General features: G+C 57.4%; 24 protein-coding genes and 2 pseudogenes. 13 read left to right on the top strand and 13 right to left on the bottom strand.

Features of this window, described 5'->3' with window-relative positions:
- Window position 1: 1 nt before the first annotated feature.
- Complete coding sequence (locus tag N8E88_RS01445) at window positions 2-991, bottom strand: substrate-binding domain-containing protein (RefSeq protein ID WP_114430539.1); 990 nt, start codon at window positions 989-991, stop codon at window positions 2-4.
- Between the two features lie 383 nt (window positions 992-1,374).
- Between N8E88_RS01445 and N8E88_RS01440 the strand changes: the two genes are divergently transcribed.
- Genes N8E88_RS01440 through N8E88_RS01430 form a run of 3 tightly spaced genes read left to right on the top strand, consistent with a single transcriptional unit; the run spans window position 1,375 to window position 4,075 of the window.
- Window positions 1,375-2,118: an ATP-binding cassette domain-containing protein gene (locus N8E88_RS01440; RefSeq protein WP_410010496.1), complete on the top strand. Its 744-nt coding sequence runs from the start codon at window positions 1,375-1,377 to the stop codon at window positions 2,116-2,118.
- 37 nt (window positions 2,119-2,155) lie between these two features.
- Entirely contained in the window at window positions 2,156-3,154 is a 999-nt protein-coding gene (locus N8E88_RS01435; protein WP_262290398.1) for an ABC transporter permease, read from the top strand.
- Between the two features lie 24 nt (window positions 3,155-3,178).
- Window positions 3,179-4,075, top strand: coding sequence for an NAD-dependent epimerase/dehydratase family protein (locus N8E88_RS01430; protein WP_262290397.1), 897 nt, complete (start codon window positions 3,179-3,181; stop codon window positions 4,073-4,075).
- Window position 4,076: 1 nt separating this feature from the next.
- Here the strand turns inward: N8E88_RS01430 and N8E88_RS01425 are convergent, their stop codons facing one another.
- Window positions 4,077-4,577 carry a DedA family protein gene (locus N8E88_RS01425; RefSeq protein ID WP_262290628.1) on the bottom strand — a complete coding sequence of 167 codons (501 nt, stop codon included), beginning with the start codon at window positions 4,575-4,577 and terminating at the stop codon, window positions 4,077-4,079.
- Window positions 4,578-4,697: 120 nt separating this feature from the next.
- Window positions 4,698-5,597 carry a LysR family transcriptional regulator gene (locus N8E88_RS01420; RefSeq protein WP_262290396.1) on the bottom strand — a complete coding sequence of 300 codons (900 nt, stop codon included), beginning with the start codon at window positions 5,595-5,597 and terminating at the stop codon, window positions 4,698-4,700.
- Between the two features lie 173 nt (window positions 5,598-5,770).
- Between N8E88_RS01420 and N8E88_RS01415 the strand changes: the two genes are divergently transcribed.
- Complete coding sequence (locus tag N8E88_RS01415; protein ID WP_262290395.1) at window positions 5,771-6,511, top strand: SDR family oxidoreductase; 741 nt, start codon at window positions 5,771-5,773, stop codon at window positions 6,509-6,511.
- Window positions 6,512-6,566: 55 nt separating this feature from the next.
- Here N8E88_RS01415 and N8E88_RS01410 read toward each other — a convergent pair whose 3' ends face one another.
- The 6 genes from N8E88_RS01410 to N8E88_RS01385 all read right to left on the bottom strand — a co-directional run bounded on the left by N8E88_RS01410 (window position 6,567) and on the right by N8E88_RS01385 (window position 11,377).
- A complete protein-coding gene (locus N8E88_RS01410; RefSeq protein WP_262290394.1) occupies window positions 6,567-7,295 on the bottom strand; it encodes an amino acid ABC transporter ATP-binding protein in 729 nt (242 codons plus the stop codon).
- 28 nt (window positions 7,296-7,323) lie between these two features.
- The gene (locus N8E88_RS01405; RefSeq protein WP_262290393.1) at window positions 7,324-7,998 is read right to left on the bottom strand and encodes an amino acid ABC transporter permease; all 675 of its coding nucleotides are present in this window, start codon (window positions 7,996-7,998) and stop codon (window positions 7,324-7,326) included.
- A complete protein-coding gene (locus N8E88_RS01400) occupies window positions 7,995-8,672 on the bottom strand; it encodes an amino acid ABC transporter permease (protein ID WP_262290392.1) in 678 nt (225 codons plus the stop codon). Before N8E88_RS01400 ends, N8E88_RS01405 begins: the two co-directional genes overlap by 4 nt.
- Before the next feature lie 99 nt (window positions 8,673-8,771).
- Entirely contained in the window at window positions 8,772-9,563 is a 792-nt protein-coding gene (locus N8E88_RS01395) for an ABC transporter substrate-binding protein (RefSeq protein ID WP_262290391.1), read from the bottom strand.
- Window positions 9,564-9,606: 43 nt separating this feature from the next.
- A complete protein-coding gene (locus N8E88_RS01390) occupies window positions 9,607-10,113 on the bottom strand; it encodes an Lrp/AsnC family transcriptional regulator (protein WP_114430529.1) in 507 nt (168 codons plus the stop codon).
- A 97-nt stretch (window positions 10,114-10,210) separates the two neighbouring features.
- Window positions 10,211-11,377, bottom strand: coding sequence for a diphosphate--fructose-6-phosphate 1-phosphotransferase (locus tag N8E88_RS01385; RefSeq protein WP_262290390.1), 1,167 nt, complete (start codon window positions 11,375-11,377; stop codon window positions 10,211-10,213).
- Window positions 11,378-11,492: 115 nt separating this feature from the next.
- On the opposite strand from N8E88_RS01385, the pseudogene N8E88_RS01380 reads away from it, so the two are divergent.
- The 4 genes and pseudogenes from N8E88_RS01380 to N8E88_RS01365 all read left to right on the top strand — a co-directional run bounded on the left by N8E88_RS01380 (window position 11,493) and on the right by N8E88_RS01365 (window position 15,719).
- Window positions 11,493-12,771: pseudogene (locus tag N8E88_RS01380) on the top strand (DUF763 domain-containing protein).
- A 217-nt stretch (window positions 12,772-12,988) separates the two neighbouring features.
- Complete coding sequence (locus tag N8E88_RS01375; RefSeq protein WP_112528883.1) at window positions 12,989-13,198, top strand: cold-shock protein; 210 nt, start codon at window positions 12,989-12,991, stop codon at window positions 13,196-13,198.
- 149 nt (window positions 13,199-13,347) lie between these two features.
- On the top strand, window positions 13,348-13,710 hold the full coding sequence (locus N8E88_RS01370; protein ID WP_114430528.1) for a DUF6481 family protein: 363 nt from the start codon (window positions 13,348-13,350) through the stop codon (window positions 13,708-13,710).
- Between the two features lie 233 nt (window positions 13,711-13,943).
- Complete coding sequence (locus N8E88_RS01365) at window positions 13,944-15,719, top strand: ABC transporter ATP-binding protein (RefSeq protein WP_262290627.1); 1,776 nt, start codon at window positions 13,944-13,946, stop codon at window positions 15,717-15,719.
- A gap of 83 nt (window positions 15,720-15,802) precedes the next feature.
- Here N8E88_RS01365 and N8E88_RS01360 read toward each other — a convergent pair whose 3' ends face one another.
- The gene (locus N8E88_RS01360; RefSeq protein ID WP_262290389.1) at window positions 15,803-16,243 is read right to left on the bottom strand and encodes a hypothetical protein; all 441 of its coding nucleotides are present in this window, start codon (window positions 16,241-16,243) and stop codon (window positions 15,803-15,805) included.
- 194 nt (window positions 16,244-16,437) lie between these two features.
- On the opposite strand from N8E88_RS01360, the gene N8E88_RS01355 reads away from it, so the two are divergent.
- The 3 genes and pseudogenes from N8E88_RS01355 to N8E88_RS01345 all read left to right on the top strand — a co-directional run bounded on the left by N8E88_RS01355 (window position 16,438) and on the right by N8E88_RS01345 (window position 18,855).
- On the top strand, window positions 16,438-16,935 hold the full coding sequence (locus N8E88_RS01355) for an arsenate reductase ArsC (RefSeq protein WP_262290388.1): 498 nt from the start codon (window positions 16,438-16,440) through the stop codon (window positions 16,933-16,935).
- A gap of 116 nt (window positions 16,936-17,051) precedes the next feature.
- Window positions 17,052-17,327 (top strand): helix-turn-helix transcriptional regulator, encoded by a 276-nt coding sequence (locus tag N8E88_RS01350; RefSeq protein WP_262290387.1) that lies wholly within the window; start codon window positions 17,052-17,054, stop codon window positions 17,325-17,327.
- Window positions 17,288-18,855, top strand: a pseudogene (locus N8E88_RS01345) (DUF1254 domain-containing protein). Before N8E88_RS01350 ends, N8E88_RS01345 begins: the two are co-directional and overlap by 40 nt.
- A gap of 36 nt (window positions 18,856-18,891) precedes the next feature.
- Here the strand turns inward: N8E88_RS01345 and N8E88_RS01340 are convergent.
- From N8E88_RS01340 to N8E88_RS01330, 3 genes are all read right to left on the bottom strand, one after another.
- On the bottom strand, window positions 18,892-19,812 hold the full coding sequence (locus tag N8E88_RS01340) for a bifunctional helix-turn-helix transcriptional regulator/GNAT family N-acetyltransferase (protein ID WP_262290386.1): 921 nt from the start codon (window positions 19,810-19,812) through the stop codon (window positions 18,892-18,894).
- A 95-nt stretch (window positions 19,813-19,907) separates the two neighbouring features.
- Window positions 19,908-21,557: an FAD-binding dehydrogenase gene (locus N8E88_RS01335; protein ID WP_262290385.1), complete on the bottom strand. Its 1,650-nt coding sequence runs from the start codon at window positions 21,555-21,557 to the stop codon at window positions 19,908-19,910.
- 199 nt (window positions 21,558-21,756) lie between these two features.
- A complete protein-coding gene (locus tag N8E88_RS01330) occupies window positions 21,757-24,279 on the bottom strand; it encodes an EAL domain-containing protein (protein WP_262290384.1) in 2,523 nt (840 codons plus the stop codon).
- Between the two features lie 273 nt (window positions 24,280-24,552).
- On the opposite strand from N8E88_RS01330, the gene N8E88_RS01325 reads away from it, so the two are divergent.
- Both N8E88_RS01325 and N8E88_RS01320 read left to right on the top strand, forming a co-directional pair.
- Window positions 24,553-26,202, top strand: coding sequence for an ABC transporter ATP-binding protein (locus N8E88_RS01325; RefSeq protein ID WP_262290383.1), 1,650 nt, complete (start codon window positions 24,553-24,555; stop codon window positions 26,200-26,202).
- Between the two features lie 221 nt (window positions 26,203-26,423).
- Window positions 26,424-26,915 carry a MarR family winged helix-turn-helix transcriptional regulator gene (locus N8E88_RS01320; RefSeq protein WP_262290382.1) on the top strand — a complete coding sequence of 164 codons (492 nt, stop codon included), beginning with the start codon at window positions 26,424-26,426 and terminating at the stop codon, window positions 26,913-26,915.
- Window position 26,916: the final 1 nt, after the last annotated feature.

The following is a 26,916-nucleotide window of genomic DNA, read 5'->3' as shown; positions in this document are numbered from 1 at the left end:
CTTACTTCTGGATGCAGGTCGCAACCGTATCCTTGGTGCATTCGTCGAGACCGGTAAAGACTGGATCTTCAACGGGCTTGCCTTCGATCAGATCGATCATGACGGAAGGTGCCTTATAGCCCATTTCGAAAGGCCGCTGACCAACGAGTGCGGTAACCAGGCCTTCGCCGGCAATGGCCACCTCATCGCCGATCGTATCGGCGGCGCCGATGACGAACTCATTGCTGGCGATCTTTTCCTTGTAGGGACCAAACAGGTCACGGTAAGGCTGTGGCGCGCCGAACAGCGGCCAGCCGCCCATGATCCCGAAGGCGTCGAGCTTCGGATTGGCCGCAAGGATGTCCGTCATAGCCTGAACGCCCTTGGCGCCGTCGTCATTGGTGAAGACAGGGCAGCCCGGAACTTCCGTCCAGCCACCTTCGCCCTTGAGTGCGGCCAAGCCCTTCTGACCAGTCAGCGCGTCGCGCATGCCTTGCGCCCGGCGAAGGATATTATCGGCGCCGGTATTGCCCTCGATCGTGCATATCGTACCGCCGTTTGGCTTGCCCTTCTTGATGTATTCGCCAATCTTGAAGCCCATCAGATAGTTGTCTGTGCCGAGATAGGTCTTGCGCAACGCAGCATCTTCAGCGGCAAGATCAGCGTCCAGCGTCATCACTGGGACCGATGGATTGGCCGTCTTGATCGTCTGGGCAATCAGCTTGGCGTTCGAAGGCGAGATCGCGATCGCGGCCGTATCGGCCTTGCCGAGCATGTCCTGGACGATCTGCGCTTCGCCGGCTTCATCCGATGTCGATGCGGGACCGGTGTAGAAACATTCATACTCCGAACTCGCATTCTCGCTGTTCCACTTCTGGCAACCTTGATTGATTGCCTCGAAAAACGGATTGTCGAGACCTTTAACGACGATGACGAGCTGTTTTTTTGCCAGAGCAGGTCCCGCACCAAGTGCAAGAGCGGCCGCGGCGACTAACAATAGTGACTTTCTCATTTATTCCTCCCTGGAAACAAAACGGACATGAAATGCCCGCCATTCAGTCTTCAACCGCTGATCGGATGAGCGACCGCGGGTGCTAAACCTGCTTTATCCCGAACCCCCTCCAACTTTATCCGCTGCGTTACAGACAAAGGCATTCCTCCGGGCACCAGCTAATATTGGCAAAGTTCGTCCGTCAATGGGTATTTATCATATAAAACGACTTTTGGTGTAGATGGTGACCGGAATCGGCCGAAAGTCGATTGACGCCCCGCGCCGCGTTTGCGTAAATGCCCCTCACGGCTCTTCCTGGGAGGGGAGGGCGGGATCGCAAAAAGCCTCGTGTTCCAAGGGAACGTTTGGCGGTGCGAGCAACATGCACGGGAGGCATACGGCTGGTGGCAGTTCTGGAACTCACCAACATTTCAAAACATTTCGGCGCCATTCAAGCCGTCAATGATGTTTCATTCTCCATCGAGGCCGGCGAAGTCGTTGGCCTCATGGGCGACAATGGGGCGGGTAAATCGACGCTCGTCAAAATGATCGCAGGCAATTTCAGCCCGAGCCATGGCACCATGCGCATGGATGGCGCCGAGTTGGTCCTCAACAAGCCGGTCGAAGCGCGCCGTCATGGCATCGAGATCGTTCACCAGGATCTGGCGCTCTGCGATAACCTCACCGCTGCTGCAAATGTGTTCCTTGGTCGCGAGATTCGCCGTGGCATCGGGCCTTTCCGCATCCTCGACTACGCGTCGATGTACAAACGCGCCGGACAGATTTTCGCCGAGCTGAAATCCGAAACCCGCCCTCGGGATCTCGTCAAGCAGATGTCCGGCGGGCAGCGGCAGGCGGTGGCGATTGCAAGGACGAGGCTTTCCGAGGCGAAGATCGTGCTCATGGACGAACCGACGGCGGCGATCTCCGTGCGTCAGGTTGCCGAGGTGCTGAATTTGATACGCCACCTGCGCGATCAGGGTATTGCCGTTGTGCTCATCAGCCACCGCATGCCGGATGTTTTCGATGTCGCCGACCGGGTCATCGTCATGCGGCGAGGGCGCAAGGTTGCCGACAAGCGGATTGCGGCGAGTTCGCCCGAAGAAGTCACCGGCCTCATCACCGGCGCCATCGAACAGGTTGCGTAGCCGGCATGTCGGCGAATTAAGAAATAGAAGGTCGACCATGGCAATTACACTTGACCAGACCATTGCGCACAAGCAGCAGAGCTGGCTTGCGGAAAAACTGAGCAGCCAGACTTTCTGGGTTTTGGTCGCCGTCATTCTTGCGTGCATCTTTTTGTCGTTCGCGACTGATTCCTTCGCGACCTCCAAAAACCTCTACAACATCACCCGCAACGTCACCTTCGTCGCGATCATCGCGCTTGGTATGACGCTGGTCATCATCACAGGCGGCATCGATCTGTCCGTTGGCTCGGTGCTTTGCCTTTGCAGCATGATACTCGGCGTCGTCATGCATGCCGGTTACAGTATCGAGGTCGGTATAGCAGCTTCCATCGCTACAGCTCTCGTCATCGGCGCATGTCATGGTCTGCTTATCGCCTATATAGGCATGCCGTCATTCGTTGTAACGCTCGCGACGCTGTCGATCGCACGCAGTCTCGCCATGGTCGCTTCCGGCAATACGGTTGTTTTCCAGTTCGGGCCGGACCACGACAAACTCCTGGCACTTGGCGGCGGTGCATGGTTCTTCGGTATCGCCAACCCCGTGGTCTACATGGTCGTGCTGGCCTTGCTTACCGGCTTTATCTTGCGTTGGACGAGATTCGGACGGTACATTTATGCCATTGGCGGCAACGAGCATGCGGCAATCCTTACCGGCGTGCCGGTTCGCCAGATCAAGGTGGCGGTCTATATGATCTCGTCGCTTTCGGCAGGTATTGCCGGGATTATCCAGACCGGCTGGCTTGGTGCGATCACCACCAATATCGGCACCGGCCTCGAGTTGCAGGTTATTGCCGCAGCCGTCATCGGCGGCGCGGCTCTCGCGGGCGGCGTTGGCACGGCCCTCGGGGCAATCGTCGGGGCGGCGTTGATCGAAGTGATCCGTAACAGTCTTGGATTGCTTGGCATCAATGCCTTCTGGCAAGGCTGTTTCATTGGCGGCGCCATCCTGTTCGCGGTGCTGTTCGACCGGATTCGCAAATTCCGCCAGAGTGAATGATTGAGTCCTAAGGAGAATGCAAAAATGACGAAGCGGATCGTATTCACAGGCGGTACCGGTAAAGCCGGCCGTCACGTGGTTCCTTATCTCGTCGACAAGGGTTACGAGGTCCTGAATGTCGATCTCGCCCCGCTCGACTATCCCGGCGTCAACACCATCAATGCCGACATCGCCGACAGCGGCCAGATGTTCGACGTACTCTCCAGCCACTTTGGTTTCGAGGGTTTCGAGACCGGCAAGGGTCCGGCGCCGATCGATGCGGTCGTGCATTTTGCAGCGGTGCCGCGCGTGTTGATCAGGCCGGACAACGAGACGTTCCGCATCAATACGATCGGAACCTATAATGTCATCGAGGCCGCGGTGAAGCTCGGGATCAAGAAGATCATCGTCGCGTCGAGCGAGACGACCTATGGCGTCTGCTTTGCCGAAGGCGACAAGGATTTCCATCATTTCCCGCTCGAGGAAGACTACGATACCGACCCGATGGACAGCTACGGGCTCTCCAAGGTGCTGAACGAGAAGACCGCGCGCGCCTTTGTCATGCGCTATGGCGCCGATATCTACGCTCTGCGCATCGGCAATGTCATCGAACCGCACGAGTACGACCGTTTTCCGGCTTTCCTCGCCGACCCGATGTCGCGCAAGCGCAATGCTTGGAGCTATATCGATGCGCGCGACCTCGGACAGATCGTCGATCTGGCGATCCGCAAGGATGGCCTTGGCTTCCAGGTATTCAACGCCGTCAACGACACGATCACCGCGAACCTCCCAACGCGGGAATTCCTCGAGAAATATTGTCCCGACACGCCTATCAGGCGCGAGCTCGGCGAATTTGAAGCACCGCTTTCCAATCGCAAGACGCGCGAAGTGCTGGGTTTCCACGAGGAGCACGACTGGCGAAAATACGTACCGCAAAAGTGATCTAGCGCCAGAACGTGTGGAATAATCCGCCGAAATAGTAGGGACCAAAGCTCCAGACGGTCGCCCATAGAGCGGCCCCAACGAGGTTTGCCAGAAAGAAACTGTGCCACGGCATCCCGACCGAGCCGGCAACCAGTCCATTCAATTGCCGCAGGACAACGACAAAGCGTGCGCCGACAACGATGATCGGCCCACGGCGACGGAAAAGGTCTTCCAGCTTTTCCAGACGTTCGGGGGTGAGTTTGACGAGCCAGCCATATCGCCGCAGCAGGGGGCGTCCGCCAAAGTGGCCGATTGCATAGCCGGTGCCGTCGCCAAGCACGGCGGCAATCCAGACGGTGAAAAACAGGTCGGTTACCGAGAGATCGCCACGCACCGCGAGAAGCGACGAAGCGACGAGCGCACTTTCACCGGGAAGCGGCGCGCCGAAGGATTCCAGATATATGATAACGAAGATCGCATAGAGCCCATATTGCTGGATGTACGGTTCCAGGAATGTAATGCCGGTGTGCAGGAATTCCACGGCTTTGCTTTCTGTTGACGCGTTGCTGGACGCCATACCTATTGACACGAAATTATTATGATTCTCAACGCATGCAGGACATTTGGTCGTGTCGGGGCTTCAAGTCATGGCATTTTTCGATGCGACCTCCTGCGCCACCCAATCGAGAAACACCCGCACGCGTGGAGAGAGTTGCCGATTCCGGGGATAGAGCAGGGAGACCGGCATCGGGCGTGGCGGACAATCGGTCAGAAGCTGGATGAGCACGCCTCGTGCAAGATCGTCAGCGGCATGGAAGCGGGGCACCTGAACGAGACCGAGCCCCAGTCGTGCAGTTGCAAGATAGCTCTCTGTGCCAGTCACGGAAATCGTCGTCGGTAGCGTCACATTTTCCAATCGCTCGCCGATCATGAAATCCAGTGGCCGCACTGCACCCGTCGTGAGCGACCTGAGACCGATCATGCGATGGCCGTCCAGCACATCCCAACTCGCCGGCATACCGAAACGGTCGAGATAGGCGGGCGTGGCGCATGTCAGCCGCTCCAGCGTCGCAACACGCCGCGCAATCATGTCGCTGTCCGGCAGGATACCGAACCGCAGCACGCAGTCTACGCCCTCGCGGATAAGGTCGATCCACCGTTCGCCTTCGCTCATGCTGATTTCAATATCGGGATATTTCTCGAAAAAGGTCGGCAGACCCGGCAACAGGAAATGCCGCGCCAGTGTTCCTTGTACCTCGACACGCAGCAAACCCTTGGGCCTTGCCGCGCCGAACGCCCCTTCCGCATCCTCGAGATCGGCGATGATCGAGACGCATCGCCGGTGGTGGGCCTCGCCGTCAAGGGTCGGACTGACTTGCCGTGTGGTCCGTTCCAGCAGCCGAACACCGAGCCGTGCTTCGAGCTGTTTCACCGCATCGGTCACCGTCGAGCGCGGCAGGCCAAGATCGTTGGCGGCGAGCGTGAAACTGCGCCGTTCGACCACCCGGACGAAGACGCGCATCGCTTCAAATCTGTCCATTTGGCAAGTTCCGATTGGATCAAGGGGTGATCGCATCATCAAATGCCGGTGTTGGCTTGGCAAGATTATTGTTCGAGTTTTTCGAATAGTGATGTCAAGAAATGGGTGATTATCCGCGTTTTGCAATGATGCATTGTCTTGTCATTGAACTGTCCATCACGAGGATCAAGATCATGACACAACAGACAAACAAGGTTGCAATCGTCACCGGAGCATCGCGCGGTATCGGCGCGGCAATTGCAGAACGGCTGGCCAGTGATGGCTTTACCGTGGTCGTAAATTATGCGGGCAGCGCCAAAGAGGCTCAGGATCTGGTTGACAAGATAGAAGCCAGCGGTGGCAAGGCGATCACCGCACAGGCGAATGTCGCTGATGCGGCAGCAGTGCGGCGCATGTTCGATTCCGCTGAAGCAGCGTTCGGCGGCGTAGACATCCTCATCAACAATGCCGGCGTCCTGAAGACGATCCCGCTCGCTGATACGAGCGACGAAGAATTCGATCGCCACTTCGCCATCAACACCAAGGGTACTTTCAACACGTTACGTGAAGCTGGCAAGCGTTTGAGGGATGGGGGACGGATCGTCAACTTTTCGTCGACGAGCCTTGGTCTCAAGATGCCAGGCTATGCTTTGTACAATGCCACCAAAGCAGCGGTCGAAGCCTTCACGCATGTGTTTTCAAAAGAGCTGCGCGGCAGGACTATCACGGTCAACGCGGTGGCTCCCGGACCGATCGCCACCGACCTCTACCTCAGGGGCAAAAGCGAGGAAGTGATTGCGCTGGCTGCCAAGGCGCCGCCGCTCGAACGCCTTGGTCAGCCCAGTGATATCGTCGGCGTGGTCTCGTTCCTCGTTGGCCCTGACGGCGGCTGGGTCAATGGCCAGATCCTGCGCGCCAATGGCGGCGTCGCCTGATTTCCGTGACAAGGCCGGGGGTTGATCCCTCGGCTCTTATCGCGCATCGGCAGGCTCAATGCCGCAGAATCTTGCTCAGGAAGGCGCGGCTTCGATCGGTCTTTGGATCGGAGAAAAACTCTTCGGGCGTGCCGGTTTCAACGACGGCGCCCGCATCCATGAACACGACCCGCTGTGCCACTTTGCGGGCAAAACCCATCTCATGCGTCACCACCATCATGGTCATGCCCTCTTCGGCGACGCCAACCATCACGTCCAGGACCTCGCTGATCATCTCGGGATCTAGGGCAGAAGTGGGCTCATCGAAAAGCATGATCTTCGGGCGCATGCACAGGCAACGCGCAATGGCGACGCGTTGCTGCTGGCCGCCGGAAAGCTCGGACGGATAGGCATTGAACTTATCGGCGAGCCCGACTTTCGCCAGCATCTCGCGGCCCGACGACTCGGCCTCAGCGCGAGCGATTTTCCGCACATGAATAGGTGCAAGCGTGACGTTTTCGAGCGCCGTCTTGTGCGGATAGAGATTGAAAGCCTGGAAGACGAAGCCGATCTCGGTACGCAGTTCGGTCATGTTGGTGGCGCGGTCGCCGAGGCGCTGTCCATCGACGACAAGATCGCCGTCCTTGATCGTCTCGAGGCCATTGATGCAACGGATCAGCGTGCTCTTGCCCGAGCCGCTGGGGCCGCAGACGACGACGACTTCGCGCGGCTCGACACTCAGCGTGATATCCTTGAGAACATGGAGCGCGCCGAACCATTTGTTGACGCCGCGAAATTCGATCATATCTGGCTGCCTTTGTTGATTGAGCGCGTCACAACTGCACCTCGCCATGGGCAGCGCTCATGCGTCTCTCCAGCCGGCGGGCAAGCAGGATGAGCGGATAGCACACGACAAAATAACCGATGCCGACAATGGCGAACACGAGCAACCCATTGGGTACCCGCTGAACCACCAGCCAGCCAACCCGGGTAAGATCGGTCAGGCCGATGGCGGAAACGACGGACGAATCCTTGATGAGAAGCACATATTGGCCAACAAGCGGCGGCAGGGAGACACGCATCGCTTGCGGCAGCACCACCTGACGCATCCGCTGCCACTGCGACAAGCCGGACGCGAGCGCCGCCTCGACCTGCCCGGTCGGCACAGAACGAATACCCGCGGCAACGATCTCGCAGATGAAGCAGGCTGCGAGGTTGGTCAGTGCGATGATGCCGGCGGTGAACGCATCGAGTTCGACACCAAGTTCCGGCAGGATAAAAAAGATCAGGAAAATCTGTACGAGGAATGGCGTCCCGCGGATCAGATCGACCCACAAGCCGATTGCAGAATCCAGCAGGCGGCTACCGCTCGTGCGCAAGACACCGAACGCAAAGCCAAGGATGGTACCGAGCACCAGGCTTATTCCGGACAGGGCAATGGTCATGCCGAGCCCGCGCAATGCCAGTGGATAGCTGCCCATCAGGCTTTGGAGCTGAAACCAGATCATGTGCGGCTCCCGATCGGGCGCACGCCGAGCCAGCGCGCCGAGAATGCTGCCAGTGACTTCAATCCGTAATAGAGGACGAGATAGCACGCGGCAGTTGTGATGAAGCCTTCAGCGGGCATGAACCTGTCCGACGCCAGCAATTGGCCCGCCCGCGTCAGTTCGGCGACGGAAATCAACGACAGCAACGCCGAGTCCTTTACCAGAACGATGGCTTGGCCGAGCAGCGGTGGAATGGTTACCCGGATAGCCTGCGGCAGGATTACCAGACGCATGCGCTGGGCATAGGTCATCCCGGACGCAATGCCGGCTTCCACCTGCCCACGTGAAATCGACAGGATGCCGGCGCGGATGATCTCGGCGATGTAGGCGCCACTGTTCAAAGCCAAAGCGAGGATGCCGACGAAAAGCTCCGGCAAAACAATCCCGAGCCGCGGCAGCCCAAAATAAAGGAAATAGAGCTGTGCCAGCAGTGGTGTCGCACGGATCGCGTCGATGTATATCTTTGCCGGAAGTTGCAAAAGCCGCGAGCGCTGCAGGTTCATCGCACACAGGATGATGCCCACGGCAAGCGCGCCGGCGAACGAGACGATCGACAACCACAGCGTCGCAGCAAATCCCTGCCCGAACAGGGGCAGATATTCGACGATGGTGCGAAAGCTGAAGTTTTCAAGCATGCCGGGAAGATCCCTCAGGCGGCGGAACGGGCGCGATCAAAAAGCGGCCGGACGGCGTGCGTGAAGCGAACTGGCTCCACGCATGCCGTTCGGGACCTGCTATTGATGGTCTTTCTTCCAGTCTTCCGAATTAACCCAGTAATCCAGGTTCTTCTGCAGACGTCCATCGAGAGCGACCTGATCGAGAAAGAGGTTCATCCAGACGAGAAGGTCCTGCTCGTCATAGCGTGTGGCGAAAGCCAGCGGCTCTTTCGACAGGACTTCCGGCATGATTGTGAAGCTTCCGGCCGGATAAGCGGCCTGCTGACCCTTGACCGCCGAGACATCGTTTACGCCGCAATCGGCCTGGCCGTTATTGACAGCATCGAGCAGGAGCGGGCCGCCGCCCTTGTAGCTCTTGATTTCGGCATCGGGAAAAGTCTCCTTTGCCACTTTTTCGCCCGTTGCTCCGAGGAGCACGGCGATCTTCGTGCCCTTGGCCTTGCAAGCATCGATGGTTCCGAATTTGCTGTCAGTCTTGGCAAAAACAGCGCTGCCCGTGTACATGAAAGGCTTGGTGAACGCGACTTTCATCGCCCGCGCCAGTGTCGGGGTCATATCTGCAACCAGCAGATCGGCCTTGCCCGAAAGCAGCGCCGGGATCAGACCATCCCAGTCATAGTCCTGGAACGTGATTTTTACGCCCATTTCCTTGGCCATCAGTTCGGCAAGCTCGACCGAGCTGCCCGTGCGCTTGCCAGCCGCATCGACCATGGAAAAGGGTGGGCCCTGCGTCTGAACCGCGACGCGCAGTTCGCCGCGCTTGGTGATGTCGTCTAGTGTTCCGGCATTTGCTGCAACAGTCATGCCGAGCAGGGCAATCCCTGCGACGAATAGTCGAGTCATTTTCATTCTGGTGTTCTCCGTTGGTGTTCCCCGCCCTTTATTGGGCTCTTTAATTTGTTTTTGGTGCTGTCGCCGGATCAGTCCAGCATCCCTCTGGCAAGCTCACCCATTTGTTGCACGATGCCATGACCACAAAGGTCTCGCTTCGTACGATCTCTCCGAGGTCGCCGACCCCGGGTATCAACTCGCTGGTGACCCGGTAAAGATCGGCAATGTCGCCTGCGATGACCACATCGACGATGATGTCGAACCGCCCGGTTACCACACATGCCGATGTGACGAAGGGGAGCGCTGCAATCCGTTCCGCGATCTCGCGTACACGGCCGCGCCCCTGTGTATTGACACCGACAATGGCCGAGATCAGTTCGGGACGTTCCGTCAGGTTGAGCAGTCCGACGATCTTCAGGAGGTTTCGGTCCAGCAAGTTGCGAAGGCGCGTGCGTACCGTCGGCACAGACATCGCCATCGTCTCAGCAAGACGCGTCAACCCGGGCTGCGCATCCTGCGAAAGCTGTTTGACAAGCCGCCTGTCCGTCTGATCCAGATGTTCCCGCAAGCGGCTAGACTTTCACAAAAGAGAAAATTCAGCGATAATTTTTACCGATATGGAACATCCTATGCGGTACTTTTGCAGAACACAAGGGTTTTGAAACTCAAACAAATGGCTTTGCCGGGTCGAACTTGCGAGGAAGCAATCTTTCCAGATAGGCCCGGCCTTTTGTTGAAATCTGGTTTATGTCAGGCAGCATGTAGTCCGCTGCCAGATGCTGTGTCTTCCCGGCGACATTGGCGAGCGATACCAGTTGCGGGCTGGTCTTTCCATTTTCATATTGCAGGGCTACCGATCCACCGCCACGGGCGGCTGCTTCCACAGCGAAGGCTCCAGCTTCAAAAGCTTCGCGAGCGTCCGTTTCATTGATGGTCGCTATATTACCGCGCGGCAGGTAGCCGAATGTATCGACGCGGGCACGGGCCCCGGGCAGCCCGGTTCGGATCAACTCCTCGATTGTCATTCCGAGATCGCCGCCAGAAAGGCGGACATTGCCATGCGCATCACGCTCGAGCCGATCAGGCGGAATGAGGGTTTCAACGACGGATCGTCCGTCTTCGGCCGTCACACCCTCCGACATTGCTACGATGCAGCGTCCATGGCGTGAGGTGGCTTCGCGCACGTCGTCGATGAACCGTTCCGGGGAGAACGCCCTCTCCGGAACGTAGAGAAGGTGCGGTCCACTCTCTTCGTCCAGCTGCCATGCGGCTGCCGCTGTAGTGAGAAAGCCGGCATGTCTGCCCATAACGATGCCGACATAGATTCCCGGCAAGGCGCGAAAATCGAGATCGACGCTCAAAAAGGCGCCTGCAACCAACTCGGCTGCGGAGATGAATCCGGGCGTATGGTCGTTTTCGACAAGGTCATTGTCGATCGTCTTCGGGGCGTGAACAAAAGCGATATCCTTGCCGGCCGCGTCGGCCAGAATTTGCTGCGTCCCGGCCGTATCGTTACCGCCAATATAAATGAACGCGGTGGCTCCGGCCTTTTGCAAGCCTTCGAGGATGACCTCGCAGTAGGCTGCATCAGGTTTGTCGCGCGTACTTCCAAGGGCGGCGCTTGGGGTTGCGGCGATACGGCGGAGCTCCTGTTCGCTCAACGCGGAAAGATCGACGAAATTCCCGTCGCGTATACCGCGCACGCCGTGTAGTGCGCCAAGAACGCGCGCATCCTTGTGACGCTTGCGAATCTCGATCGCGGCGCCAGCCAGTGTCTGGTTTATGACGGCAGTCGGCCCGCCGCCCTGCGCAATTACGAACGTCTCGGTCATATCAATTCTTTCGGTTTGCGTGTTTCCGGAAGCCAGATGGCCGGTTAGGACGGATGATAACAATATTTGGCCGCATGCACTATATACTGAGCCTTGAAGGAGTTGAACGGATTCCATGGCACAACGCGCAGGCAGCGCCGATCTTCCATTGCACAATGGCCGCGTGCCGAAATGGCTCGGCGACCGCATGACCCGGCTCGGCGCGGTCATGTGCGAAGCAATCATCCACCATTATGGGCGAGATGAACTGCTGCGGCGTCTGTCGCACCCCTTCTGGTTTCAATCCTTCGGCGCGGTCATGGGCATGGACTGGCATTCGTCGGGCATCACGACCAGCGTGATTGGCGCCTTGAAGCGCGGATTGGCTCCTTTGTCGGGGGAACTCGGCGTGCATGTGTGCGGCGGGCGTGGAACACACTCCCGCAAGACACCCGATGAGCTTGCCGCCATCGGCAACCGCGTCGGAATCGACGGGTTGGCACTTGCCAAGGCGAGCCGGCTGGTCGCCAAGGTAGACAGTGCCGCGGTGCAGGACGGGTTCGATCTTTATCTCCACGGATTTATTGTCACGGATGACGGCAACTGGGTGGTCGTTCAGCAGGGCATGAACGGTGATAGCCGCCAGGCGCGGCGTTATCACTGGCTCTCGGAGGGGCTGACGAGCTTTGTCGATTCGCCGCATGCCGCCATCGAGGGGCGGGGGCAAGGCGAAATCATCAACCTTGCCGACAGGCGTGCCATGGCCTCGCGGCGTGGACAACTCGATTTGCTCAGTAATTTAGGGCCGGACAGGATCGTACGTGAGGTTGCGGCGCTCGAATTGGATCATGCGCCACCCAAGCCGGTCGAAGAGCCCGCGCAGCCCATGCTGCCCCATCTGATCATGCCGGCGCACCACGACGTGCGCGAAAGCGATGTCATCATGCGGCGACTGCACGGAAATCTGGCCGCGGCGGCCGAGCGCGGCCCGGCCGACTTCGAGGATCTGCTTTTGGTACCGGGTCGGCGCGCGAACGGTCAAAGCACTCGCCATGGTTGCAGAGGTCGTGCATGGCGCGCCGTGCCGTTTCTCCGATCCCGCGCGCTTTTCGCTGGCGCATGGCGGCAAGGACCGGCATCCGTTTCCTGTTCCCTTGAAGGTCTATGACGAGACGATCAATGTTTTGAAATCGGCAGTCCAGAAAGGCAAGCTCGGGCGCGAGGAAGAATTGCAAGCGCTCCATCGTCTCGACAATCAATCCCGGCAATTGGAACGCTATGTAACCGGGCTTGATTTCAAGGAGATAATTGCCGGCGAGTTTGATCAATCTGCCTCGTTCGGGGGTCGCAGCGTCTTCGGCTGGGAGGCGGCGACGGAGGACGAATCTTCCGATCGGGAGGTGAAAACTAGGTAGTATTACCTAGCCCGTCGCAAATTATCCCTTGTTGTCATTGTTTTGCGCGAAGCGAGTTGAATCAATTCCAATTCAATTCTATAAAAGCTGCGTTGAATTTTTGATTGTCGAAGTTTTTCGCGTGCAAGCGCTTCTACCTTCTCCTTCAAAACTCGATAGAAACGGATATCGTGCATGTGTACGATATCCAGGTTGAAGTTGGCAGGGAGGGCTTAATATGGCCACAGGCACAGTTAAATGGTTCAATTCCACAAAAGGTTTTGGTTTTATTCAACCTGAGGACGGCGGTGCGGATGTGTTCGTGCATATCTCTGCTGTTGAGCGCGCTGGATTGCGCAGCCTCAATGATGGCCAGAAGATCAATTACGAGCTGGTGCGCGACAAGAAGTCGGGCAAGATGTCAGCCGATCAATTGAGCGCTGCCTGATCAGCGTTCAGTTTGTGGTCGCCAAGAAGGTGACCATGGCGTAAACTGAAATTATGACGGAGGCCAGGCCGATGCCTGGCCTTTTCAATGGAATTTGACCTCGCGAGCTCAAACAGCTCGCTCAATATACGAACAAGGATGACCACCGGTTGAAAAATCTCAAGGAATTGGCTGAGCGCCGCACTGCTGCAGCCGAGGCGAAGAAACTGCTTCTCAAGAAGTTCGATAGTGCACCCAAGCCGACTGACCCCGAGATGCAGGCAAAACGTGCCGAGCGGGAGGCAATCGCAGCGGCGCGTGAAGCGCGGCGTGCGGAAAAAGAGCGGTTGGCGCAAGAAGAACTGGCCCGCAAGCAGGCAGAAGCCGATGCGTTGGCCGAGGCCGCCCTGGCCGAAGCGGAAGCCGCCAAGGTCGAAGCAAACAGACATGTCGCGCGTGTCCTTGCCGATGAAGCTGAACGCAAGGCGGAGCGCGACCGGCGTTATGCTGCCCGCAAGGCCAAGCAGCGCTAAGCCGCGACTAATTTTCAGACCTCTAGGTTCCCTGGCCGTTTGCTCCCCAATTTCGCGCGATTGACAACAGCCGCCGGAAAACAGGATTATCTCGCATGCCGAGGACTTATAGCAGTGGCGGACGGGTTCCGCGGGGGCCACCCGGGCGAGCCCTGGGAGGGCCGCCCTTGCCAGAGGTCCACACCCTCCGGGAACGTTTTGGGGCTCTGAAGAATCTCTGGCCATTCCTGTTGATGGTATGGCGTACAAGCCCGCATCTAACTGCGACATCGCTCGTCCTGCGTCTGGGCCGGGCACTCCTGCCCGTGATAACGCTGTTTGTTGGCAAGCTTATCATCGATGATGTGGTTTTGCTGGTGCAAACGCCAAACAAGCCGCAAACTGTGTTGGAGTGGCTGAACAGCGGCCTCCTGAACTGGCTGGGTCTGCTGCTTCTTGCCGAATTCGCGCTTGCTGTTTTGTCGGATATTCTTGGACGCGTCGTGTCCCTGATCGACAGCCTGCTATCGGAACGCGTGTCCAACACCTCGAGCGTTCGCCTGATGCAGCATGCGGCAACGCTTGATCTGGAGGATTTCGAGGACGCCGAGTTTCAGGATCAGCTGGAGCGGGCCCGTCGCCAGTCGAGCGGGCGCATGACGCTGATGGGGCAATTGCTCAGCCAGGCACAGGACATGGTGACGGTCGCGAGCTTCGCCGCGGGCCTGATCGTGTATGCACCCTGGCTCATCGTCCTGTTGTTTCTGGCTCTGGTTCCGGCCTTTCTGGGGGAAGCGCATTTCAACGCCCAAAGCTATTCGCTCGATTTTGTCCGCACGCCGGAGCGGCGCGAACTCGACTATGTGCGGCAGACCGCAGCCAGCGTCGAGACCGCCAAGGAAGTCAAGATCTTCGGGCTGCACAGTTTCCTGATTGACCGCTACGTGCGTCTCGCTACCGATTTCTATGCCGCCAATCGCGTGCTCGCGCTGCGCCGTGCCAGCTGGGGCGGCCTCTTCACCGCGATGGGTACCGTCGGCTATTATCTGGCATATGCCTATATCGTCCTGCGTACGCTGGGCGGGGAGTTTTCCATTGGTGATCTGACCTTTCTCGCAGGCTCGTTCCGGCGTCTGCGCACCCTGCTCGAAGGGCTGCTGACGAGCTTTTCAAGCACGGCGGGACAGGCGCTCTATCTCGATGACCTGTTCGCCTTCTTCGAGGTCAAGCCGGAGATCCTCTCGCCGGAAAATCCACGTCCTTTCCCGCACCCAATCCGTCAGGGCTTCGTGTTCGACGATGTCGGATTCATCTATCCCGGCGCCGAGCGCTGGGCGGTCCGCCATCTCAGCTTCACCTTGCATGCCGGCGAAGTGGTGGCGCTTGTCGGTGAAAATGGCGCCGGCAAGACGACCTTGGTGAAGCTTCTCACCCGGCTTTACGATCCGGATGAAGGCCGTATCCTGCTCGATGGCCATGATCTGCGCGAATATGATCTCGAGGCATTGCGCGGCAATATGGGCGTCATCTTCCAGGATTTCGTGCGCTATAATCTCAGTGCTTCCGATAATATTGCGGTTGGCAGGATCGCCTATCGGGACGATCATCCCCGCATCGCGCAAGCCGCGTCGCGCAGCCAGGCCGATGGCGTCATCGCCAGGCTTCCCGGCCAGTACGAGCAGATGATCGGCAAGCGTTTCAAGAACGGCGTTGAGCTATCCGGCGGCGAATGGCAGAAGATTGCCATCGCCAGAGCCTATATGCGCGAGGCCGAGGTACTGATCCTCGATGAGCCGACGGCGGCGCTCGATGCCCGCTCCGAGTTCGAGGTGTTCCGGCGTTTCAAGGAACTCAGCGAAGGCAAGACGGCAATCCTCATTTCCCATCGATTTTCCAGCGTGCGCATGGCCGACCGTATTCTCGTTCTCGCCGATGGCAAGGTTGAAGCTGCCGGCACGCATGAGGAACTCGTCGCGCAGGCCGGCCGCTATGCCGAGCTTTTCGAGTTGCAGGCCGCAGGCTACCGCTAGAGCAATTCCAGGAAAAGCGGGCTCCGGTTTTCCCAATCGGAATTGCGTAAAAACAAAGGCTAGAGCAAGTTTTGCTCTAGCCTCTAAACGCGCTGCAGCAAGCCTGCGCTGTTTTCCTTGGCAACCATCCGGTACCACCCTGGAATATAGCTGTCGGTGTGGGAGCAGGCTCGGGCAATCCCGGGATGTTCTTTCGCCCATTTTCTCAAAGCGACCCAGGCGGGACTTTCCGTGAATGACCGCGGACGGATCCTTCCCGAAATCGGGATACCGAATTCCCGGGCGACAATTTCGACGTCTTCATCGGTAAAGCGCGGCAATAGGATATACGGTTCGTTGTATTTGCAGATCGCATAATAGGTCCTGCCGGCACCCTTGGAGATCGAGAGTGCCGCGCCCAAGGGAACACCGCGACCATAGGTGCGGTTCTCAAGCATTTTCAGACACGGACCCTCGGCAGAAATGGATCCTGTGAAGATACGGCCGCAAATTTCTACTCTATGAAATTCGTGTCTGTCGGGCATCCTGTCTCCCCATGGTTCACATGACGCAGGTACGCTTTGACAACTTGGCGAATCATACACGAATCCGGCCATTTAACCAGCTCAGGCCATGCTTTAGCACAGCGTTTAACGCCTTTCGTCGAGTTGGTGTCACATTTTTGAATCATACTGTGTTGGAATATCTCTGCCTCTAGCCAGAACAAGGAGATGCCGCCGTGAACGATAAAGTCTTCCACGTCCTGTTTCTCTCGCATCGCAATTCTGCAAGGAGCATGATGGCCGAGGCGGTTCTCAATCGCATCGGAAAGCCCCACTTCGTTGCCTATAGCGCCGGCACGGAGCCCGCGGACGCGATCGATCCTGAAACGAAGGAATTGCTCGAGCAGACCGGCTTTCCGGTGGATGGCCTGCACCCCAAACATTACCGCGAGTTCGGCCTTGAAGGCGCGCGTGACCTCGATTTCGTTTTCACGTTGAATGATGACGCCGCAGGGGAGCCCATGCCCGAATGGCCAGGCGTTCCGGTCACGGCTCATTGGGAGTCGTCCGATCCTGTCCTGGCAACCGGTGAGCCATGGGAGCGCAAGCAGGCGTTTTCCCGCACGATGATGGAACTGGATCGCCGGTTGAAGATTTTCATCAACCTTCCGCTCAAATCCCTCGATCGCATGAGCATCCAGCATCACGTCGATGAAATCGGCAAGTCCACGTAACCACAACGTGACTTGCGGAAAGCTGCCGCCGCTTTTGCGCCATGAATTTTTCATCCGTCTGACATGGCCGCCGGTTATTTTTCGGGTACACGAATCAAACCTGATCGGTAAAGCAGATGAACACAGCAAATCGCTGGACGCCGCACTGGGCGATCCATCCTGGCGAGCATTTGCGTCAGTGCATCGAATGTAACGGTCTTTCGACCGAGGATTTTGCGCGGCGGGTCGAGATGCCCGTGGCAATCATCGACGCCATCATTGCCGGCCAGCATCCGATCACACTCGACATTGCAACACGCATCGACAAAACACTTGGCATCATGCCCGAGCTCTGGTTTGTGCTGCAGTCAAAATGGCTGCGCTATCAGGAGACTTTTCAGGCATCGGCCTAGACGGCGTTCTGTCCTCGCCAATTGGTGGCAATTGGCGAGGGCGTGTACGACGGCATTTAACTGTAACGTACTTCCGCACCACGTATCATTGTAGAACCATGCCGGTCCAGAAGATGGAGACCGGCATGCGAAAACTCTTGTTTGTGGTGTTTGCTTTGGGGGCGATATCATCGGCCGCTCATGCCTTCTCACCCAAGGAATTGGCACAGCGTACCATCGAGCGTCGAGCCGTGGAGGCCGTCATCTGGGGGATTCCGGCCGTCAACTACGATCTGATGTTGCAGGAGATGCTGACCAAGACCAAAGGCAAGGTCAACCAGATCGTGTACTGGTCGCGCCCACTCGATTGGCACAATCAGACGCTGACGCCAAATCCCGATGCGATCTATCTCATGACCTTCACCAACACGAAGGATGTCGGACCGGTTGTGATCGAGGTGCCTCCAGCTGAAGGCGGATCGATCAATGGTAACATCGTTAACGCATGGCAGATGCCGCTTGAAGATGCGGGAACATCCGGGGCGGACGAGGGCAAAGGCGGCAAATACCTCATTCTGCCGCCGGGTTACACAGAGAAGGTTCCGGACGGCTACATTCCGCTCAGATCGGATACCTATGGCGGGTATGCGCTGCTCCGCTCCAACCTTGTCAGTCACAGTGATGCCGATATCGAAAAATCGGTCGCTTATGCCAAGCGGTTGAAGGTATATCCGTTGTCGCAGGCCGCCAATCCGCCGGAAACGACCTTCACCGACGCCAGGGACGTTCTCTTCGATTCCACCATCCGGTATGACGCGAGCTTCTTCAAGTCTCTTGACCGGATCATCCAGGACGAACCCTGGTTGCTACGCGATCGGGTGATGATCGATCAGCTGAAGTCGCTGGGCATTGAAAAGGGCAAGGCGTTCAAGCCGGACGCGGCAACGAGCAAGCAGCTTGAAGCCGGAATTCACGAAGCGCATGAATGGCTTGAAGCTCGATACAATAGCGGATTGAAGCCCTTCTACGAGAACGGGCGATGGAACTTCCCTGCAGACCCTGAACTGGTCAAGGCGGCGCAGGCGTCATTTGACGAGCCAGATGCATATCCCGTCGACATCCGCGGCCTGACCTATAGCTACGCCTATGTTGGCATCAAGCGCCTCGGGGCAGGGCAGTTCTACCTGATCTCGATAAAGGACAAGGACGGCCATGCCTTCGACGGCTCCAAGACGTATCGCCTCAGTGTCCCCGCCAACGTGCCTGTCGAGCAATACTGGTCGCTGACCGCCTATGACGCGAAACCCACGCGCTGATCCGCAATATGCCTCGCGCAAGCCGTTCATCGCAAATTCCCGACTTGCAGAAGAATGCGGACGGTTCTGTCGACATATTCGTCGGGCCCAGGGCGCCGAAGGGCAAGGACACCAACTGGATTCCGACGGATTCGAAGCGGGATTTCGAGCTCATGTTCCGTCTCTACGCCCCGACCAAAGCGTTGTTCGATAAAACCTGGGTCCTGTCGGATGTCGAGCAGGTGAAGAAGTGATCGGCAGAAGTTGCGTGTGATTGTGCCCGCCGGGGGCTATGCCTGAAGATCAAGCACCCATGTTTGCCCCACCAGATCCTGGCCGAAGGAATGATGCTTTTCTTGATCGACCAGACGAAATCCGGCCGCCTCGTATATGCGGCGTGCCGAGACGAGGACGTCGTTTGTCCAGAGTTTGATCTGCCGGTAGCCGACTTCCCTCGCGCGCGCGACACAGGTTGCAACGAGCGTTCGACCGATGCCAAGGCCACGCGCTCTCGGTTCGACATAGAGAAGGCGCAGCTTCGCGACTTCAGGATCCTCGCTCTGGACGAGGAATATCGACCCCGCGATCGAACCAGCATATTCGGCGATCCACGCTGCTTCGCGTTCCGGATTGAAATTGGTGACGAATTTCGACAGGATTTCAGCGACCAGCGCCTCATAGGACCAGTCCAGACCATATTCCTGATAGTAAAGCACTGCCTGCCGGTGGATGACCCAGCCAAGATCGCCGGGCTGGAGGCCGCGATATGTCACCTCGTCCGGCACATGGTTGTCGGCGTCGATAAGGTTTCTGATCTGACGCATGGACGATATCAGCCGTTTGCGCGCATCGTCGTCGAGCGGTGCAAGGATTTGCTCCATCTGAAGCTGCGAGCGCCGGTTAAGACCGGAAAAGACCTCTTGGCCCGCCGGGGTCAGCGTTATGAGACGCTGCCGTCCATGCGTTGTGCTGGCACGAACGCGCACCAGCTTGCGTTTTTCGAAGCGTGAGACGATCCGGCTGAGATGGGCCTTGTCCATGTGCAGACTGCGACCGATATCGGCGGCCGTCTGTTCGCCATTGTTCGCAAGTTCGTATAATACGCGGCCCTCTGCCAAGGTGTAGTCGCTGGCAAGCAGGTGCTTGTCGAGCAGTCCGATTTCCCTCGTAAAAAAGCGATTGAAACTACGAAATTCGTCAACTGCGTTCATGTTATCCGCTCTATGTTGTCAGTGACAACATCTTATGCATTTCATTCCGGATCGCAAGATGGAATATAATGACGATCGACGAATGGGAAAGAGGACTAGGTGGCCTTCGCAGCTGCCCTGCCGGCTGTCCGGCCCGAGAAGATAGAGCCGCCGAGGAAGGTTCCTTCGAGCGAATTATAGCCATGCATACCGCCGCCACCGAAGCCGGCTGCCTCGCCGGCTGCATAGACCCCTGCCAGTGGTTCGCCGTCAGCCTTCAAGACACGCGCATTCAAATCCGTCTCGATGCCGCCGAGCGATTTCCGTGTAAGGATGCTCAGGCGCACCGCGATCAGGGGGCCATGTTTCGGATCGAGTATCCTGTGCGGCGGTACCACGCGTACCAGGCGATCACCGATATAGTTGCGAGCGCCGCGGATCGCCGTGATCTGCGCATCCTTGGTATAGGGGTTGTCCACCTCGCGGTCGCGGGCCATGATCTGCGCCTGCAGCTTGTCTTCATGGATCAGATTGTCGCCGGTCAGCGCGTTCATGCGGCGGACGAGTGCGGAGAGGTCCCTTTCGACGATGAAATCCTCGCCATTGTCGAGGAAGGCCTGCACGGGAGCTGGTACGCCGCCCAGCGCGCGCTTCAGCACCTGCCGCCAGCTCTTCGAGGTGAAGTCCGGATTCTGTTCCGAGCCGGAAAGCGTAATTTCTTTCTTGGCGATCGTCTGGTTCAGCACGAACCAGGAATAATCATAGCCGCTCTTCATGATATGGCTGAGCGTCGAGAGCGTATCGAAACCGGGCAGGCATGGCGGGGGCAAGCGGTCGCCGCGCGCGTCGAACCACAGCGACGACGGCCCGGGCAGAATGCGAATGGCGTGCTTGGACCAGATCGGGTCCCAATTGTTGACGCCCTCGACATAGTGCCACATGCGGTCTTCGTTGATGAGATGGGCTCCGGCTTTCTCAGCAACGCCCAGCATCAACCCGTCGACATGGTCCGGCACACCGCTAATGAGGTGCTTCGGCGTTCCTAGCCGCGCCGGCCAGTTCTTGCGTACCAGATCATGATTGCCGCCGATACCGCCGCTGCAGACAATGATCGCCTGCGCCTTCAGGGCGAACGAGCCGGTGGCAATACGCGAACTCGGTTCACTGCGCCTGACCTCGCTCGGCTGGAGGATTTCGCCTTCGACCGCTTCGATGATCCCGGCGCTTTTGACCAGCGCTGTTACGCGGTGCCGGAAGCGAAAAGTGAGGAGACCTTTTTGCTCGGCTTCGCGGGCCCGGCGAATAAACGGCTCAACCACGCCGAGACCCGTGCCCCAGGTGATATGAAAGCGCGGAACGGAATTGCCGTGGCCGGTGGCAAGCGATCCGCCGCGTTCGGCCCAGCCGACGACAGGAAACCAGCGCATGCCTTGGGCGTGCAGCCATGCGCGTTTCTCACCTGACGCAAAATCGATATAGGCTTCCGCCCATTTGCGCGGCCAGTGATCTTCGGGCCGGTCGAAACCCGCCGAGCCCATCCAGTCCTGCAATGCGAGTTCACGCGAATCCTTGATGCGCAGACGGCGCTGCTCGGGGGAGTTGATGAAGAACAATCCGCCAAAGGATCGCCAGGCCTGGCCCCCGAGTGTCTGCTCCGGTTCCTGATCGAGGATGATCACCTTCTTGCGGGCATCGGTGAGTTCCGTTGCCGCGACGAGCCCGGCGAGACCCGCGCCAATGATGATCGCATCCGCATCGTAACCCATTGCCGATTTTCCTCCCCACGTATCCGCGTAGCAGAAAAAACGGGAAAGCTAAATTGTCATTGCGGAAGAGTTTTGGACGAAAAGCGGCAGACCTGGGCGCAAGAACCTTCGATTCCTACACAAGAGCTGTCGATTCCGGGATGGTTTTATCTACTGTAGATTGAAAATTACGTGTAGGTGGTTGTTTTAGTTGGTCGAGCTATCGGACTTCCATCTTTTCCAAACTCTGTAACAGGGCTTGAAGCGGTTGAGGACGATGAAACAGAAAGCCTTGACCATAGCCGATACCAAGCGATTTAAGGATGTCGACCGCCTGCATATCCTCGATATGTTCGGCAATAACATCGACACCAAGTTCGCGCGCGATACCGTTGATGGAAGCAACGACCGCTTGATCGAGCCGGCTTTTGGACAATTTCTCGATAAATGCCCCGTCTATCTTGATACTGTCCACCTTGAAATGATGTAAGTATCCGAACGAACTGAGGCCGGTGCCAAAATCGTCGAGACTTATACGGCATCCGGCTGCGCGAGCTTCTGTAACGAAGTGTTCTGCTGCCTCGTAATTATTGACGGCCGTCGTTTCCGTAATCTCGAATATCAAGCGAGACGGAGAAACTTTGGTTTTTTCAATCGTCGACTTTAGAAATGGCCAGAGTGTGGGATCGCTTATTGTATTCGCCGACAGATTTATTGCGAGCGAAACGTTCTTCATCTGCATCAATTTCGGGCCATAGGTCTCGAGCGTGTGCTGGATAATCCAGCGATCGACTATTCCCATGAGGCCGAAGCGTTCTGCAGCGGGGATAAACTCGGCGGGTGCGATAATTTCTCCGTTTGCTCCGGTCATCCTCGATAGTATCTCGATACAGATGCTGTGATCGTCTGTATTCGAAATTGCTCTGATCTCCTGGCCGTAAACTTGTAGTCTTCCTTCGGACAACGCCTCCAGAATTCCAGAAGCAGCCTGAATACTTGCGAGATTCTGGCGCGCCGCCCCAGTGTCGATGTTGTAGATGGCGCTGCGATTGCGGCCTTCGGCCTTGGCCGCATAACAGGCCGCATCGGCGCGGGCGATCGCCTCGGCGAGGGTGACGCCCGGTTCATCGAGTGCCGCTATTCCAATGCTGGCCCCAATGTTCTGGATTTTCCCGTCCCAAGGCAGCCGGATGGTTCTGATCTCGCTTATCAAGCGCTCGGCGGCCTCTTCTGCCTCCTCAAATCTGCTGATCGGAAGGAGAACCGCGAATTCGTCGCCTCCCAGCCGTCCTATGATAGCGGAGTCGGGCAAAGCATTGTTCATGCTCGATGTTGCCATTTTGAGCAAAGCATCGCCGGCCGCATGACCAAGCGTGTCATTGACCATCTTGAAGCGGTCCAGGTCTATATAAAGCAATGCATATGGAGCCCCATTGCCGCTTTTTTCGATCAATGCCGATACCGCCGATTCGAATGCCGTGCGGTTCAAAAGCCCCGTCAAAGCATCATGGGTTGCCGCGTGGGAAAGCTCTCTTTGCAGGTTTCGAGCGCTCGTGACATCCTGGATCACGAGCACCGATCCGGTTATCGCGCCTGTCAGATCAAAAAGCGGGGAGGCGATATCCCTCAGAGAACGCCGTCCTCCATCCGACCGGACAAAGAGAACATTTTCAGCGCTTTCCACGGTCTGGCCGATCTGCATTGCGCGGCTGGTCGTAGAGACAAGGGTCGTGCCCGTTCCTTCGTCGATGAGATTGAGCACATCCTCCAACCGTGAACCGATGAGTTCCTGGGCATTAAGCAACAGTAATCGTTCCGCGGCGGGATTGGCAAACGTAATATAGTTTTCGACATCAGTAGTAAGAACCGCGTCACCAATGGACTGAAGTGTAATGCGATAGAGGTCCTTTTCGCGGGCTAGCGCCTCCGCGTTCAGCACCTCTTCCGTTATATCCCAGATGCTACCCATCAACATGTCAGGCATCGTTTCGTAACGGACGCGTCGCGCCAGGGCGAACACATGGCGGATTTCACCATCAGGCTTGATGATCCGGTAGCTCGTCTTCATGGGCTCGCCGGTCTCAAACGTGGATTCTATCTCACGCTCGGCTCTGGCTGCGTCGTCCGGATGCAAAAGATTGTGCCACGTGGCGCGGGGTACTTCATCAGGGCCCGGGCCTATACCGAAGATCTCGCGCATGCGGCGATCCCACAATACGATCTCGGTCTCGCTGTTGAAATGCCATAACCCGACCTGGCCGGCGTCGAGTGCGAGTTGAATGCGCTCGTTCAGCAGGGTCAGTTCCAGTTCGGCATTCTTCTGATCGGTGATGTCCGTCTGGACACCGATCATCCTCGATGGGCGGCCATTCTTGTCCCATTCGACAACACGTCCTCGGTCGAGAACCCACACCCAGTGACCATCCTTGTGGCGCAGTCTGAACTCGGTCTCGATCTGCGACGTCTCACCCGAGATATGCCGTTCGCCACTTTCGATGGCACGCTGCTTGTCATCAGGATGTATGAGTGTCAGCCAAAGATCGCTGCTATCGCCGAGCTCATCTTCGCGGTAGCCCAGCATTTTCTTCCACGTAGCTGAATAATAGCACTGTCCGGTGACAAGATTGGAATCCCAAACACCGAGGCCGGCGGATTCAAGCGCGAAGCTCCACCGGTTGGCCTCGGCATCGGCGGGCGTCAGGGAAGGTCTTGAGTGCAGGCGCATATTCCGAACGTCTGTCATGCCTGAAGCTAGCATGAAAAGCAGAAAAATACAGTTAATGTGTTCGCAGGAATACGGCCCGAAGTGTTCGTCATTGGAGGCAATTATCGGCTTCAGCTCCAATGTTACAGCCAGTAAAAAGATGTACCCACCAATATTCGGATATTCGCGATCCGTCGCTTAAGGCAAGTGTCTCAAGTTGAGCTGGCATCGAAATTGCTTGCTTGTCATTGCAGACATCGAATGGAAAGATGACTGAATTGATGTTTCAAAGCCGGAAGGATCGCTGGTGTTATGACAAGCGCAGTTGAAAAAGGAAGCACAATAGCCAATGGAGATGCAATTCTCTCGGTTGAAAATCTGACGGTGGACCTGCCGCTGGGCATGGAGCGGCGCTACGCAGTGGAAGATATTTCTTTTGAGCTGCGCCCTGGTGAAATTCTTTGCATCATCGGCGAGTCTGGATCGGGAAAGTCCGTCACCGCAAACGCAATCATGGGCCTGCTACCATCATCCATCCGAGCCAGCAAAGGCGCGATCCGCTTCAAAGGCGTCAATATCCTCGTGGCCAAGGACGAATATGTGCGCGGGCTGCGCGGGCGTGCTGTTTCGATCATCTTCCAGGATCCTCTCTCTGCGCTCAATCCCTTGATGACGGTCGGCGCGCAGATCGCCGAGGTCATGGAGGTGCACAATGTCGGCACTCCCGAAACGCGAGCAAAGGCCGTGCTCGATCTGCTTGATGAGGTAGGCCTGCCAGACCCGCTGCTTATGCAGCACCAATATCCTTTTCGGCTGTCTGGTGGACAGCGACAGCGTGTCATGATCGCGATCGCCCTGGCTCTCGGTCCGGACGTGCTGATTGCCGATGAACCGACGACGGCACTCGATGTGACAACGCAGGCGCAGATTCTGGAATTGATCCGCAAGATCCAGCGCGACAAGCATATGAGCGTCATGTTCATCACGCACGACTTCGGTGTCGTGGCCGAGATTGCCGATCGCGTCGTCGTCATGGAAAAGGGCAAGATAGTCGAGCAGGGCAAAGCCGACGACGTACTCAACCATCCATCGCATCCCTATACGCAGCGGCTTACAGCAGCCGTGCCGCGCATGCGCGACAAGGACAGGGCGAGTGATGCAGAGACCCCGGTCGTGCTCGACGTGCAAAAACTCAACAAAGTATACACGAGCGGCGGAAGCTTCTTTACGAAGGGCCGCAGGGTGCACGCAGTCAACGATGTGAGTTTCACGATCCGCAAGGGCCGCACGCTCGGCGTCGTCGGAGAGTCCGGTTCTGGAAAATCCTCTCTTGGGCGAGTACTGCTCAAGCTGATGGAAGCCGATGGCGGCAAGATACTGTTCAATGGTCGGGACATCGCCCCGCTGGACGCCAAGGAATTCCGATCGATGCGCCCCTATATCCAGATGATATTCCAGGACCCCTTTGCGTCACTCAATCCCCGCCACACCATTGGACAAATATTGGTCGTCGGACCAATGGCGCACGGTGTTGGCGCCGCAGATGCAAGAGCGAAGGCGGTGCGGCTCCTTGACCTTGTTGGCCTGGATGAGGGCGCTTACGATCGCTACCCGCATGAGTTTTCAGGCGGGCAGAGACAACGCATCGGCATTGCCCGCGCGCTGATGTTCGATCCAGTGCTTCTGGTCGCTGATGAGGCAGTGTCGGCGCTCGATGTTTCCATTCAGGCGCAAATTCTGGAACTGCTGACGAAAATTCAAAAACTCCTGCACGTGGCGATGATATTCATCACCCATGATCTGCGGGTTGCCAGCCAGATCTGCGACGACATCGCAGTCATGTATCGCGGCGAGATCGTAGAATTCGGACCGCCCTCGCAAATCTTCCGCAGTCCGGCGCACGCGTATACTCAACGGCTGGTCTCGGCAATTCCAGGCAGCCAGTGGGAACCTGCTGCCTGATTTTTGGGCTGGGGGTGCTTTTTCGATGCCCGTTTGGCTCGCCAAACGGGCAATTTCTTTGTTTGCTTGGTATTCCTGCAACCTCACATAAAAAAATAGTTGCATTTGTCCACTATTTGCCGAAGCATGCATAATTGAAAGCTGCATAACAAATTCAGAAGCCTTGGAATCCCGGATGCAATGCAATGCATCATGTCGGGAGCGGAAGGAATTTGCGCCGAATGCCGAAGATATCGAAGCCAACCACCATTGAACATGTCGATCTCGACGTGCTCGAAGATACGTTGAGCTTCTACATCCGCACCATGAACATTGCGGTTTCCCGCGATCTTGATGCTCGTCTCGATGGATACGAAGTGGCGCGCGGAACCGGCAAGATTACAACGCTGCTGCTTGTGGACAGTCACCCTGGAATCCGCCCGTCGGTTATCGCCCAGATCATTATGAAAGACCGCTCGGCGATGGGTCGCCTCATAGAGCAGATGATTGAACATGATCTTCTCAGACGGCAAACCTCTGCCAGTGAACGGCGCGCGCAGGAGCTCTACGTCACTCAGAAAGGTGCTGAGCTTGCGGCCAAGATCCGGCCAATTGTCACGAAGCAGTCAAAAGATTTTTTCTCGTTCATTGCGGAAGAAGAGCAGGCGCAGGTGATGGATATCTTGCGCCGGGCGTACCGGAAGATGGTCGGCATGACTGGGGAGAAACGGTGAT

It is taken from the genome of Phyllobacterium zundukense (genome assembly GCF_025452195.1).
Lineage (GTDB): Bacteria > Pseudomonadota > Alphaproteobacteria > Rhizobiales > Rhizobiaceae > Phyllobacterium > Phyllobacterium zundukense_A.
Note: the sequence above shows the minus strand (reverse complement) of the source record. Positions and strands in the feature narration are given on the sequence as shown.